The 13,623-nt window shown below is 53.7% G+C and carries 13 protein-coding genes; 6 read left to right on the forward strand and 7 right to left on the reverse strand.

Translation table 11 applies throughout. From position 1 onward, the window contains the following. Positions 1-44: 44 nt before the first annotated feature. Positions 45-1,481: a hypothetical protein gene (locus tag PSE_RS11580; RefSeq protein ID WP_014285037.1), complete on the reverse strand. Its 1,437-nt coding sequence runs from the start codon at positions 1,479-1,481 to the stop codon at positions 45-47. Positions 1,482-1,892: 411 nt separating this feature from the next. Between PSE_RS11580 and PSE_RS11585 the strand changes: the two genes are divergently transcribed. From PSE_RS11585 to PSE_RS11595, 3 genes are all read left to right on the forward strand, one after another. After that, positions 1,893-3,494, forward strand: coding sequence for a peptide chain release factor 3 (locus PSE_RS11585; protein WP_014285039.1), 1,602 nt, complete (start codon positions 1,893-1,895; stop codon positions 3,492-3,494). A 15-nt stretch (positions 3,495-3,509) separates the two neighbouring features. Continuing rightward, a complete protein-coding gene (locus PSE_RS11590; RefSeq protein ID WP_014285040.1) occupies positions 3,510-4,553 on the forward strand; it encodes a class I SAM-dependent methyltransferase in 1,044 nt (347 codons plus the stop codon). A 165-nt stretch (positions 4,554-4,718) separates the two neighbouring features. Then, on the forward strand, positions 4,719-5,417 hold the full coding sequence (locus PSE_RS11595; protein ID WP_041768364.1) for a pseudouridine synthase: 699 nt from the start codon (positions 4,719-4,721) through the stop codon (positions 5,415-5,417). A 33-nt stretch (positions 5,418-5,450) separates the two neighbouring features. Here the strand turns inward: PSE_RS11595 and PSE_RS11600 are convergent, their stop codons facing one another. The 5 genes from PSE_RS11600 to PSE_RS11615 all read right to left on the reverse strand — a co-directional run bounded on the left by PSE_RS11600 (position 5,451) and on the right by PSE_RS11615 (position 8,246). Then, entirely contained in the window at positions 5,451-5,906 is a 456-nt protein-coding gene (locus tag PSE_RS11600) for a hypothetical protein (protein WP_148266138.1), read from the reverse strand. Between the two features lie 182 nt (positions 5,907-6,088). Beyond that, on the reverse strand, positions 6,089-6,493 hold the full coding sequence (locus PSE_RS11605; RefSeq protein ID WP_041768368.1) for a hypothetical protein: 405 nt from the start codon (positions 6,491-6,493) through the stop codon (positions 6,089-6,091). Between the two features lie 93 nt (positions 6,494-6,586). Next, a complete protein-coding gene (locus tag PSE_RS11610) occupies positions 6,587-7,477 on the reverse strand; it encodes a GyrI-like domain-containing protein (RefSeq protein WP_014285043.1) in 891 nt (296 codons plus the stop codon). A gap of 162 nt (positions 7,478-7,639) precedes the next feature. Further along, positions 7,640-7,801 (reverse strand): hypothetical protein, encoded by a 162-nt coding sequence (locus PSE_RS27300; RefSeq protein ID WP_158309188.1) that lies wholly within the window; start codon positions 7,799-7,801, stop codon positions 7,640-7,642. 106 nt (positions 7,802-7,907) lie between these two features. Beyond that, positions 7,908-8,246 (reverse strand): hypothetical protein, encoded by a 339-nt coding sequence (locus PSE_RS11615; RefSeq protein ID WP_008549762.1) that lies wholly within the window; start codon positions 8,244-8,246, stop codon positions 7,908-7,910. Positions 8,247-8,768: 522 nt separating this feature from the next. Here PSE_RS11615 and PSE_RS11620 point away from each other — a divergent pair. The 3 genes from PSE_RS11620 (at position 8,769) to PSE_RS11635 (ending at position 11,601) form a co-directional block, all read left to right on the forward strand. Further along, positions 8,769-9,566 (forward strand): DUF3800 domain-containing protein, encoded by a 798-nt coding sequence (locus tag PSE_RS11620; protein ID WP_014285046.1) that lies wholly within the window; start codon positions 8,769-8,771, stop codon positions 9,564-9,566. Positions 9,567-10,499: 933 nt separating this feature from the next. Then, complete coding sequence (locus PSE_RS27655; protein WP_244421376.1) at positions 10,500-11,114, forward strand: potassium channel family protein; 615 nt, start codon at positions 10,500-10,502, stop codon at positions 11,112-11,114. A 166-nt stretch (positions 11,115-11,280) separates the two neighbouring features. Next, entirely contained in the window at positions 11,281-11,601 is a 321-nt protein-coding gene (locus tag PSE_RS11635) for a carboxymuconolactone decarboxylase family protein (RefSeq protein ID WP_008549612.1), read from the forward strand. A gap of 162 nt (positions 11,602-11,763) precedes the next feature. On the opposite strand, the gene PSE_RS11640 is transcribed toward PSE_RS11635, so the two are convergent. Next, positions 11,764-13,578 carry an ABC-F family ATP-binding cassette domain-containing protein gene (locus tag PSE_RS11640; RefSeq protein WP_193384392.1) on the reverse strand — a complete coding sequence of 605 codons (1,815 nt, stop codon included), beginning with the start codon at positions 13,576-13,578 and terminating at the stop codon, positions 11,764-11,766. Positions 13,579-13,623 lie beyond the last annotated feature (45 nt).

Consider the following 13,623-nt stretch of genomic DNA (forward strand, 5'->3'; position numbering starts at 1 on the left):
AGGGAAGTAGATGTTCAATACGGTTCCCTGAAACTCTCCTTTCTTTAATCCGGAAGCCTTAGAAAGCTGAGAATTGCTGTAGTTATTGGGGTCAACGGCATTTCCAACAAGTTGAAGTACCATATATTTCCGGCTACCATCTCCCCATTGCCAGGTCGCTGCGATATCTTGCTTCCTGTTTTTTCATCTACATACTTTTGGTCGGTGATTGCCTGTCCCTTGTTCGGCGATACGCAGTTGACGTGTCCTGTCCATAGCGTTCCGTGAGGAGATCCGTTTAACTGAGGAAACTGATAAAGAACAAAAGTCTCTGTCTCATAGTTTGTGAAGAAGTCCACGAGTGGCTGATCAAACCAGTTTGAAAGGGAGTTAAAGCTAAAGTCATTTACATGCGGGTGCTTAAACGGGTTTTCGTAGTGAACGCTGTCGTCCTTGTAGGTAAATCCGGGTTGTTTATTCCAGTCTGCAATACTTATGCTTTTCAGGAGTTTATAATCCGAGAGGTTCGCAGGAGCAGCGGGAACAGGGTCTCCCGTTCTGACAGCTGGCACTTCCGCACGGTAAATTTTTAGTCCTGTGGCACAGGAGTTGCGTGAATGATAGGCAGCAGGCTTGCCGCTTTGTTGCCAGCCAATTGAAATGGCATAGGCGTTTGCCTGTCCTTTTTTATCGAGAAGGAACCCGCCAAACACAGGAGGAGACACCGGGGTTTCACCGGTGTGGGATGTTTCTGCTACTGTGTAGAAATAGGATTTGTTCTCAAATGCATTTGGGGAGGATGGTGTCTGTAAGGCAGGGGCCGCGTATGATAAGGCATCGGGAGCAGTTTTGGGGCTTAACAGATCCTGTGGCGCAATCAGCTGTTTGTTTGTGACATCAAGGCATTGATGAAACTCAGATGACGGCTTGAACGTGCCCTTAAAGCGCTTGATCAGTTCCTCTTGAGTGAGCGGGATGCCCACGTTGCTGAGAGGGAAGGGAGCCGGGCTGCTCTCCACCGTAAACGGCAAACTCAGCTGATCGATGTTTGTTATATCGATATCTAATTGATCCGCCACATAGTTGATTTCAAACAGTCCGAACCTTTCACCTGAATTCGTGGTCGGGGAAGGCATGGCCGGTTCATTGCCTGTAACGGATATACCTTTGGTTTTACCATGAAACATCACCAGAACGCCTTTGGGCAGCGGCTGGCTATACGGAAGGTTGATAGTTACCGAAGATGAGCCGGAGATATCGGGGGTGTTGACACAGGCTGTGCAAAAACCGTTCTTTATTGCATTAAAGGAGTGGTAGCTCTTGCTTTGCGAATCCCAGTAGACCCAGCCATCCTCGTGCTTGCCATAGACCACATAAGAAAAATCACCTGCGGCTGTCCCGGCAGGTAAAGCAATGGTTATGGGAGGAAACTTTGAGGATGCAGAGGTCAAAGCAATATTTTCTTCAGGTCTTTCAGGTTGTGCGTTTCTGTTTTTACTCACGTGTGCCCCTCCTGCGCGACATGCTACAAAAACAAGTTATCCAGACGTATCTCAGCTTACTCTCACAATCCTCCGCGAGAGGTTAAACTGTGCCACCGGGTTCTTAGGGCGCATTTATGCGATGAAGGGGTCGTGGCCGGAGAACTTACCGGAATGGTCGCACAGCTTGCAGGGCAGCCATGCCTTGCGGAAAAAGTTCAGGGAAGGGCTGGCATTGCGCAGGCACATTCTGTAAGACCCAATCCGACAAAAGTTTCAGCAGATTTTGCGCCTGCACGATGTCCTTCAAAAGCTCCGGGAATTTTCGGACCGGAGTTTGCCGGAAAGGACACTCAGACCTGCGCGTCAGATGGATACCCTCAAATCTGCTTTAAAAGATCATGCAGGGGTTTGCCTGCAAAAGGAGGCTCTATGAGCACAGCAGGCACACAGGCCTATGAGGCACGCCGCACCTTCGCGATTATTTCTCACCCGGATGCGGGTAAAACCACACTCACCGAGAAGCTGCTTCTGGGTGGTGGCGCGATCCGTGCTGCGGGTCAGGTCCGCGCCCGTGGTGAACGCCGTCGTGCCCGTTCTGACTGGATGAAGATTGAGCAGGAACGCGGTATCTCCGTTTCAAGTTCCGTGATGACCTTCGAGCGTAACGGCATCATCTATAACTTGCTGGATACACCGGGCCACGAAGACTTCTCTGAAGACACCTACCGTACGCTGACAGCGGTGGACGCTGCAATCATGGTTATCGATGCTGCAAAAGGTATCGAGAGCCAGACCCGCAAGCTCTTTGAAGTTTGCCGCCTGCGCGATATTCCGATCATCACCTTCGTCAACAAGATCGACCGTGAAGGCCGTCACGCACTGGAAATCCTCGACGAGATTCAGGAAGCGCTGGCGCTGGACGTCACCCCGATGAGCTGGCCAGTGGGCATGGGCTCTGACTTCTTCGGCGTTTACGATCACATCGGCAACCGCTTCTTCACCTCTACTGAGGGCCGCGGCGGTCCGCTCGACACCATCAAAGACGTGAAGGGCCTCGAAGACCCTGAGCTGGTGGGTGAACTGTTCGACAACATCCGTGATGAGCTAGAAGAAAACGTGGAACTCGGTGGCGCAGGCTACTCTGAGTTCGATCAGGAAAGCTTCCTGGAAGGTCACCTGACACCCGTCTTCTTCGGTTCCGCTCTGCGTGATTACGGTATCGACCAGATCCTCGACTTTATCGCAGCCCACGCGCCGTCTCCGCACTCTCAGCCAGCTACCGGTGGCCGTACCATTGTGCCGGAAGAGAACAAAGTCACAGGCTTTGTGTTCAAGGTTCAGGCGAATATGGACCCGAAACACCGCGACCGCATCGCGTTTGTGCGCCTGTGCTCTGGCACCTTTAAGCGCGGCATGAAGCTCAAGCACGTGCGTGCAGGCAAGCCAATCACCGTATCCGCACCAATCTTCTTCTTTGCTGAAGAGCGTGAAATCGCGGAAAAAGCCTATCCGGGCGACGTGATCGGCGTGCCAAACCACGGCCAGCTGCGTGTGGGTGATACGCTCTCTGAGGGTGAAGAAATCCACGTCACCGGTCTGCCGGCGTTCGCGCCGGAAATCCTGCGCCGCGTGCGCCTGACAGATACCATGCGCGTCAAACAGATGCGCCGAGGTCTGGAAGATCTGGCAGAAGAAGGTCTGGTGCAGATTTTCAAACCAGCCATCGGCACCAACTGGATCGTCGGCGTGGTCGGCGTGCTCCAGCTGGACGTTGTGGTGGATCGCCTGAAAGCAGAATACCAGACAGAAATCGGCTTTGAGCCAGTCATGTACAACACCGCCCGCTGGGCAGAGTGCACAGACCCGCTCAAGCTGGACAAGTTCCTTGAGACCAACCGCGCACATGTGGCGCTGGACCGTGACGACAAGCCTGTTTACCTCTTCAAGAACGCTTGGGAAGTAAGCTATGTGGGCGAAAAGAACCCTGACATCAGCTTCCGCGAAACCCGCGAAATCGTGCACACCTCTTAAAGGCAGATCAGTCTCATGAAAGACCCGGCTCTCGATACGCTTCTTCTGCCTTTTGAAAACGGCAGTCTCGACTTCTTTGAAGATGGCAGTGCAGACCAGAAGGCTCTGTTCCTGCGCGCCCGCATGGGCTTTGCCATGAATGCCATGGACAAATCCCGCGTGGTCTGCCAGCAGACGTTCGCTGCAGACAAAGACAATCTGGAACGTGCAGGCTTCACTGTCACACCAGACGCCTCCGGTACTTATCCGCTGGTTATGGTTCTGCCTCCACGCCAGCGTGATGAGGCCCGTGCTCTCATGGCGCAGGCCGTCAAAAGTGCAGGTGAGGGCGGTATCGTCATCGCCGCCGTCTCCAACACCGAAGGCGCAAAGACAGCAGAAAGCGACCTGACCAAACTGGCAGGCAACGCTGGCAAGCTTTCTAAAAACAAATGCCGTGTGTTCTGGGCGGAAGTCTCAGCAGACACCATCAACCAGCAACTGCTGGACGAATGGAGCCAGTTGGATGCCCCACGTGAAATCCTCGATGGCCGTTTCATGAGCCGTCCGGGTGTCTTCGCATGGGACCACATCGACAAAGCCTCCCAGCTTCTGGTCAAAACTCTGCCGGACCGCTTGCCGGGCCGCGGCGCTGATCTGGGCGCTGGCTTCGGCTACCTGACCTCTGAAGTGGTCAAGGTGAACAAGGTCAAAGCGGTGGATCTGTATGAAGCTGAAAAGCGCGCGCTGGATCTGGCTGAAACCAACCTGAAGGGCAAGACAGGCGAAGTCGCCGTCGACTTTATCTGGCAGGACGTCACCAAGGGCCTCAACCGCGCGTATGACTTCATCGTCATGAACCCGCCATTCCACGCAGGTGGCAAGCAGGACCGTGCCGACATCGGACAGGGCTTCATCAAAGCCGCAGCCAAAGCCCTACGCCCGTCCGGCCACCTCTGGCTGGTCGCCAACCGCCATTTGCCATACGAAGCAACGCTGGACAAAGTCTTCGCGTCCTACGAGATCATGGCAGATCAGGGCGGCTACAAAGTCATCCGGGCCATCAAGGCAAATAAGTAAGGCGGTGAAAGTTGATCTGCGTGGATGTTTGAGATGAGCTTTAACTCAAGAATGCTCCACGCAGTCTCGTCATCCCCGACTTGATCGGGGATCCAGAATTCAATCAGGAGTGCAGCGCACAGCCTGATGATCTTGCATAAATCGTCTTTAAAGGGTGAAACGAGCATGAGACTTGTGAAGCTATTGGCAAATCTGGGATACGGCAGCCGCAAAGAAATGCAGGCTGCCATCCGCAATGGTTGGGTCACCGACAAAGACGGGAACGCGATCAAAGCCGACAGCAAGCTGCCTCATGATGAAATCCTGTTTGATGACGAGCCATTGGATCCGCCAGAAGGCTCCGTCATCCTGCTCAACAAGCCCCTCGGCTATACCTGTTCCATGAAAGATCGCGGGCGGCTGGTTTTCGACCTGCTGCCGGATCGCTACCGTGTCCGCAAGCCCGCTCTGTCCTTCGTCGGCAGACTGGACAAGGACACCACCGGCCTGCTGCTGTTCACCGATGACGGCAAGCTCCTGCACCGGATCATCTCGCCCAAGGCAGATGTTGCAAAGATCTACGAGGTTGAACTCGACCGGCCGATGACTGGCGGCGAAGGCGACCTGTTTGCCTCCGGTGAAATGATGCTAGAAAACGAGACCAATCCGCTCAAACCAGCAGAACTGGAAGTCCTGAGTGAAACCTCAGCGCGCCTCACCCTCCACGAAGGCCGTTACCACCAGGTCCGCCGCATGTTCGCCGCCACCGGCAACCACGTCACAACCCTCCACCGCGCCCAGCTCGGCGGCCTCACCCTGGACGGCGTCGAAGAGGGCACCTGGAAACTGCTTTCACAAGACGATATCGATAAGATCTTTGGTTAGTCGCAGATCTGTGTATGTATCAAATTACATTAGTTACTCATGGTTCTGTTTAAAGCTAAAAAGACTAAAAACAGCCAATGAAATGCTCCCTCCAGTAACTGCGTGAACCACGTAAATAACTATATAATTAAATATGGTGGGATCATCTAATATATGTTTATTGAGTGGGTAGTAACCGCCATAATAAAATGGAAATAGAAATCCAATAATAGAAGCAATAGCGGCTGTTATTATTGATTTATTGTCAAAGTCATAAATTTTTCGAAAGTTACACTTTGCGGAAACTATTGGAATAGCTACGGTCATAAAGAAAAACCACAAGGCAAAAAATATAAAAGCATATTGTTCAATAAACGGCATTGGATCAGGTGAGATGACTAAAAGGTATTGGGCAACCACGTAGGCGCAAGGTGGTATGAAAATGATACCTATGATACTCGCATATTGTAACCTTGTTTCCCACTTATTCATTTCTTGCTTTGCTTCCATGTGCCAATATCAAAGCTGATCATTGCAGCCCACTAGCACTGCCCTTCAGCATCCTTTTGTATCTGTGACGGGTGTCAATCCAACTGCCCCCAAAGGGTGCATTTGCGCGTAATGATTATCAGCGGCAGCACCAATAAACAATCTTGAGTTGTGCTTAAATTCTCGACTAAGGCACGAAGGTTTCACCGCCCAGCCTTCTCGCGCACCATGTCCAGATGCGCCAGAAACTTCTCCTCATAGGCCCAGGTGGAAAGCAGGTTGCCGAGCACCCTCTGGTTCGGTGTGCGCAGGCAGACCATGTAAAGCTGCGTGTCCAGTGCGGCCATCCACACCAGCGGAAACCACAGCAGCCAGCAGCTCATCTCGGCTAGCAGATAGCCCTCTGACTGGCTGTAGACCCAACTCGTAACCCAGTAGATCCCGATAGCATAAGCAAACGTCAGTGCCGTCATCAGCACGCCAGCCAGCAACCCCAGATACAGCCCCTTGCGCGCCCATAGCAGCAGGGACAGGTAGAAGCCCCACATCCTGCACAGGGTCAGGAGGCGATAGAACAACAGGCGCCTGAATATCCAGCCGAAGACCATGAACCTCTCGCGAACCAGCCAACACCACCGGAACCTAAGGCCACGCATCTTAACCCCGCGATAAACCGCAGGCGCAACTTGCGTACAACCGGCTTACGAAAGCGGCCGCACCGGAATGCAGATCACCACTTCATGTGGCCCCATCTCACCGGTCATGGAAGGGTACAGCTGGAAGCAGGGGATGTTCTCCGGCTCATAGCCGCTTAGAGGCAACCAGTCGCCGAACATATATTCCCACGCCGCCTGCGACTGATCATGGGTGATCACGAAGTGCCCGCAGGCATAACGCCCGCCGCCAACCACCATCTTGCCCACTTCACCTTCCACATCCGCTGGCCCGCGCAAAGTCAGGCAGGAGCTGAAGCGCATCAGCTCCGCATCCGTCACCTGCGGATCATCGTGAAACAGACACATCATCTCCGCCCCATGCGCCAGCCCCCGCGGCCCGGCCCACGCCATCAGCGTGCCAAACGCCTCGCCAAAAATCTCAGGCCGTTCCTGAAAGTTGCCGGTGCGCCGCACATAAGCCACCGTGCGCGGCTCCAGCTTGCCCACTTCCACCTTGTCGGCCACCAAACCAGACCGGGGCCGCTCCAAAAACATGGTCTCATTGGCCCGCGCCTCAACCGAGGCCGTTGCATCCCGCCGCCATTGGCTGGCAGGCATGCCAAACCGCGCCTGAAACGAGCGCGCAAAGGTGGAAGGGGAGGCAAAGCCCATATCCAGCGCCGCATCCGTAATGGAGATCGATGGGTTCTGCTTCAGCCGCCGCGCCGCCTTTTCAACCCGCAGGCGACTGGTGAACTGGTTTACCGTCTCCCCGGTCATAGCCCGGAAAATGCGGTGAAAGTGATAGGGAGAAAAACAGGCCGCATCCGCAATCTGCGCAAGAGAAAGCTCCTCGCAGATGTTGCGCTCAATATAATCCATCGCCCGGTTGATCCGCTGCGTATAGATATTCTTCTGCAAAGCCTCATGCCGCATAACCAGCCTCCCATGCCTGATGAAAACCTACAGCATTCCCTGTAAAAGCACAGGCAGTTTTTGGGGCTGGACTAATGAAAATACACGGCGAAAACAAACAGTAATACATAAAAGGCACAGCTCGCTTGGGAAGGAAAAAGCCCCACCACCCTAGGCCATGCCTCATCCACGGGCTTTGCAAATCTTGCTATGTTTGCATCCCACATGCAGCATCAACAGATGCTGGCCTGCGAATGCCACAACAGCACCGCAGACCAGCAGGGCACCCTTGGCGAGATGCGGGGTGTAAGTGCGTTTCACCTCAGGCACCAAAGCGTGTGACACGTGTGTATCAAACGCTCAAGCACAGTGATCCTGCACGAGACCTGCGCGATGGTCAGCCCATCACGATGATCGCATGATCACTAAAAAAGCCGATTGCCTGAGAGCGTCAGGAACCGGCTTTGTCTGGAAACGGCACTGTTGTGCTTTTGGGCTGCGGATGAGCGACCTGCTCCCGGGCGTACTCCTGAAAACTGCTGACAGCGTTCGAGGAGGAGTACGCCTCAAAAATATGTCCGCAGCTTTTTTGAAGCGCTTCCAGCCGGTCGCGGAAGGCATAGTGCAAAGTGAACAAAGCATCCCGCTCACAGCTGTCCTGCATCCGCTCGCTCAGCAACAGCTGTTGCATATAGGCAAGGTTCTGCAAATCAGATGCAGCGACGATCACTTCGTCAATTTCATTTTGGAAAGTATTTGTGGCGCGACATGCGCAGGCGGAACTGGTCATTTCAATGCCTCTTGTATCTGGCAGTTGAAGATCCGCGCGTCAGTCTAGCTTTCGACGACCCACTGGCGAGCGGGAGGTTCGAAACCTGATACAAGGCAGGCAGGCTTATTCCTTCCCGAAGGAAGTGTTGTATTCACCGTCCTCCCGCTCATAGCAAAGGGTTTGCGCACTTCCAGAAAAAAGGCACAAAAAATCCGCTAGTTACGGGAGCGGTTACCGCTTGTATTGAGGTTTCGACGCCTCACACATGAATGTGGAATGAAACACCCAACTTGTCAAATCGGCACTTCTGCCAAGGGTGTGGATTGGTGGAAGGCGGGGACTATTTCAACTGGAGATTGGCAAAGCAACAACCTCCCTCCGGTGTCATCCCGGCCCCCGAGCCGGGATCCATGATGAAGTTGGTCAAGCTGATAGCACTTCTGGTCTGATATCTTGCAAGCCAAAGTGTCATATTGCGCCTACACTTTATACTGGTAATTTTTAGTAATAAGTTTCTTTGATTGTATATTGGAGCATAGCGTGACGAAGTTTCTTCTTGTCGTTGATGAGAGTGGAGAAGCCGGCATCGAGAAAGTTCGTTCAGCGGATGGAGCAGGCCACGGAGCATCTCCTTATATGTCTCTAGGAGCGGCTCTTATTCCCTGTTCTCGCATCAATCAAATCCGCGAAGAACTTGAGCGTATCAAGACTGAGCTACAAGTCAAAGAACTGCATTGTCGCGACTTAAATCATCAAAGGAAGGTCTATTTTGCGCGTAAAGTTTCTGAGTTAGGTGTCCAATGTTTCGGCGTTCTATCATATAAACCTACTTTGAAGGGGTATACGGATAGCATCGAAGCAAAGGCACATAAGTTCTATAATAAATGCTGCAAGTACTTGTTGGAACGAGTTGGTGAAGCACTCATAGAGCATGGCATTTCGAGTGAAAATGTTCAGATTGTCTTTGAAGAAGGCAACTTTGAATATGAAAAGCTAAAGAACTTTGTTCGGGTATGTCAAAGAAAGCCGCTTCATGAAAATGCTAAATTTTTGAAGGCTATCGATCCAGATAAGTTAAGTGCAGTGGCTAAAAAAGACGAGAGCCTGTTGCAGATTGCTGATCTCGTCGCTCATGCTCTGTTCTCGACTGTAAATAAGTCTAAGCAGAATTTCAAAATCCCTGAGAGCCGATATCTGTATGAGTTAAGGCAAAGATTCTATGCGGATGAAGATGGCTTGATAATGGATAAGGGCATCAAGCTAATTCATAAAATTACGGACCTAGACCTCGATCCTGATATCGCTGAGTTTTACCAAACGTTGAGCAATAAGAAATAGATCGATGTTTCAATTATCACTTTGTTTGCAATACTGGATCCCGGCTCGGAGGCCGGGATGACGTCGGTGGGGAGGGGGCGCCAGAGCGTTGTTGACTGGCAATACTATCGCGTAGTGCTGAGGTGATGTGTTTGCGGTTCTCCCCCTAGGTCCCGCACAAGCGTAGCGCGATGCAGGACCTAGGGTGGCATGGCAGAGCCTCTCTGCTTTATTGCGTTCCCATAATTTCCAATGTGAGTTCGGTATCAGTTGGTGATCAGGCAGCGTCTGTGTTTGCGGCCCTAGGTCCCGGCTCGGGGGCCGGGATGACGTCAGAGGAGGGCGCGTGGATGATGTCAGTGGAGAGGTGATGTCGTGGGGAAGTTGCGTTGGAGCGGAGATGGTTGGCGACGTCATGGCGTTGTGGTGAGGTGATGCGATTGCGCGTTCCCCCCCCAGCCGTCATCCCGCACAAGCGCAGCGCGATGCGGGACCCAGGGTGGCACGGTGGAGCCTCTCTGCTTTATTGCGTTCCCACGCTCTTCAATGTGAGTGCAGCATCGGTTGGTGTTCAAGCAGCGTTTGTGTTTGTGGCCCTAGGTCCCGGCTCGGGGGCCGGGATGACGATAGAAGAGGGTGAGTGGATGATGTTGCTGGGGAGGTGATGTCTGAGGAGCGCGCGCGGATGATGCCGCTAGGGAGATGGCATTGGAGGGAGGAGAGCGCTAGGGTGTCATGACACTGGCGAAATGCGTGGTTCTGCTCCTCTCAATACACCACGACCTCCCAAAAACCATGGGCCAACCAACCCTCAGGATTTCCCATTTTTTAGCAGTCATTTGCAAAAATTGACCGTAAATATCAAAGAAACTGGGGCTACCGGTGCGGTCGAAGCGGTTGAAGGATCTGTTTAATCATCGGGTTGAGGTATTTCTCTTCAGCCAGATGATGCTCATGTTCGGGTCATTGATCCTGCCGGGACAGACGCTGGAAGCCCACGTGTTCAGCGCGTTTTACATCTTCAACATCGCCACCGGCATGCTGATCACCCTCAAGAAGACGCAGTTCTTCCGGCTGGTGGCTGTTCTGCTGGGCTGCTCGTTGGTGCTGGCGTTTCTGGATACGCCCATCTTCCCGACAATTGACCCGCTGGTTCCGCAGATCGCTATCTACTTTGCCTTTCATGCGGTGGTCGCCATTGTGCTGATTGACGAAATGCTGGTCACGCAGGAAGAGAACTACCGTGTCGTTCTGGGCGTGCTTAGTGGCTACATCTCCATCGGCATGGTCTCGTTCTTTCTCTTTATACTAATAGAGCACATGCACCCGGGCTCCTTCAAAGGCCTGCCCATTGAAAACATAGAGACCCGCTCGCAGGAAGAAGCGCTCATGTACGCCGCCTTCATCACCCTGATGACCATCGGCTACGGCGACATCGTGCCCTTAACGCCCATCGCCCGAAAAGCCGCCATGATTGTTGGGCTGGCAGGACAGTTCTACATGGTCGTGCTCACCGCAATCATTGTCGGAAAATTCCTGAAGTTCAGACAGCCGCGCAAGAAAGATTGAACAGCGGGACCGCCCACCGCAAACCAGCGCCTGCGGCCACTATCGAAATAAAGAGTGAAGGCGACCCATCTGATCCTGATTAAAGCTGAACGGGTTTCATCGGCAGTTATTAAGCGCAGCCTGTTTTAATTGCCGGGAAACACCTGAGCCAACCGGAAGGTCGCCCATGCCAATGTTCTCCATGGACAATATGCGCAAGCTGAAGAAGTTCAATTCTTTGGCCACCGGGAAATCATGGAAGATGTTTATCGCCTTCAACGCGGAGGCCATGTCTGACGGCGCGATTTCCAAAAAGAACAAGCAGCTCATTTCCCTCGCCGCCGCTCTTACCACCCAATGCCCGTATTGCATCGAGATCCACCGCGAGAACGCCAAGGTCTGTGGTGCCACCGATGCAGAGCTCGCCGAAGTGGTTTTCATCGCAGCGGCCATCCGCGCCAGCAGCGCTATCACCCATGGAACGCACCTGATTGACCACGACGAGTAAGCCCGTGCAGGGGGATAAGGTCTGATCGGGTACTACGTGACCGTTTCGGGAAGAACGCAGAATATCCCTGAAGAACGCAAATGAACGCACAAAACAACGCAAAGCAAAAAAGGCTCCGGATCGCTCCGAAGCCTCTTGAAATACTCTAGTGATAAGAGAGGGTTAACCCTCGTCGGCCAGCATCTCCAGCTCCAGCCACTCTTCTTCCAGCGCGCCAAGCTCTTCCTGAAACTTCCCAATCGCGTTCGTCACTTTATGAAAACGATCCGGATTGGCGGAAAACAGGTTCGGGTCTTCTAACTCCTTCTGAGCCTTGGCAATTTTCGCTTCCAGCTTTTCCATCTCACCCGGAATGGCTTTCAGACGGTGCGCCTGCGTGAAGTTGAGGCCAGACTTCTTATCCTCCTTCTTCGCAGCAGCTGGAGCAGGGGACTTATCCTCCTTTGCCGGCTTGTCGGCTTTGGCCGCTTTACGCGCCTGCACCCCTTCACCGCGCTGGCGCACCATGTCGGTGTAACCGCCCGCATACTCACCCCAGTTGCCGCTCTCATCTTCCATAGTGATCACGCTGGTACAAATGCGATCAAGGAAGTCACGGTCGTGGCTCACCAGCAGAACAGTGCCGGGATAATCAGAAATCAGCTCCTGCAGCAGGTCCAGCGTTTCAAGATCCAGATCGTTGGTCGGCTCATCGAGCACCATCAGGTTGGAAGGCGCAGCCAGCGCACGCGCCAGCAACAGGCGTCCCCGTTCCCCGCCCGAAAGCACACGCACAGGGGTGCGCGCTTGTTCCGGCTTGAACAGGAAGTCCTTGAGATAACTCATGACATGCTTGGAGGTGTCGCCCAGAATAACCATGTCCCCGCTACCACCTGTCATGGCGTTGACGAGCGTGTCATTCGGGTCAAGCTTCTCGCGCTTCTGGTCCAGCGTGATCATCTGCAGGTTGGCGCCAAGGCGCACAGTGCCCGTATCTGGAGCCAGCTCGCCGGTCAGCATTTTGAGCAAGGTGGTCTTGCCAGCACCGTTTGGCCCCACAAAGCCAATCCGGTCTCCGCGCAAAATGCGGGTGGAGAAGTTCTTGACGATCGGGCGCTCTTCGTAGGTCTTGCCGATGCCCTTGGCTTCAGAAACCAGCTTGCCGGAGATATCCCCCTCAGTGGCCGCCATCTTCACGGTGCCCTGCGGGCCTTTATGCTCCTTGCGCTTCTGACGCAGCTCAGCCAACTCCCGCACCCGGCGCATGTTCCGCTTACGACGCGCCGTCACGCCATAAACCATCCAATGCTCTTCCTGCCGGATCTTCTCGTTCAGCCTGGATTGCTCTTTTTCTTCCTCTTCAAAAACCTTGTCCCGCCACTCTTCAAACTTGGCAAACCCCTGGTCCATCCGGCGGGAGATCCCCCTGTCGATCCAGTAGGTTACGCGAGACAGGTTTTCCAGAAAACGACGGTCGTGTGAGATCAGAACAATGGCAGACTTCATCTGCTTCAGCTCAGATTCCAGCCATTCAATCACGGGAAGGTCCAGATGGTTGGTCGGCTCGTCCAGCAGCAAAATGTCCGGCTCCGGCGCCAACGCGCGCGCAATCGCAGCCCGTTTTGCCTCACCACCAGAAAGCGTCGCCGGATCTTCATCCCCGGTCAGGCCCAAAATCTCCAATAAGTATTTTGCCCGGTATTGATCATCGCCCGGCGCCAGTCCACCTTCAGCGTAGGCAAGCACGGTTGGGTACCCCGAAAGGTCAGGCTCTTGCGGCAGGTAGCGAATTGTCCTCCCTGGCTGCAAAAAGTACTCCCCCTTATCCGGCTCTGTGAGCCCGGCGGCAATTTTCAGCAGTGTCGACTTGCCAGACCCGTTCCGACCAACTAAGCAGATCCGCTCGCCTTCCCCGACTTGCAGCTCTGCACCCGAAAGAAGAGGGGTCGTCCCAAAGTTAAGGTGTATGTCTCGCACATGAAGAAGCGGTGGTGCCATTAAGCCAGTCTTTCCAGATTCCTGAAGCAGCGCATTTCAACGCTA

Source organism: Pseudovibrio sp. FO-BEG1 (assembly GCF_000236645.1).
Classification (GTDB): Bacteria; Pseudomonadota; Alphaproteobacteria; order Rhizobiales; family Stappiaceae; genus Pseudovibrio.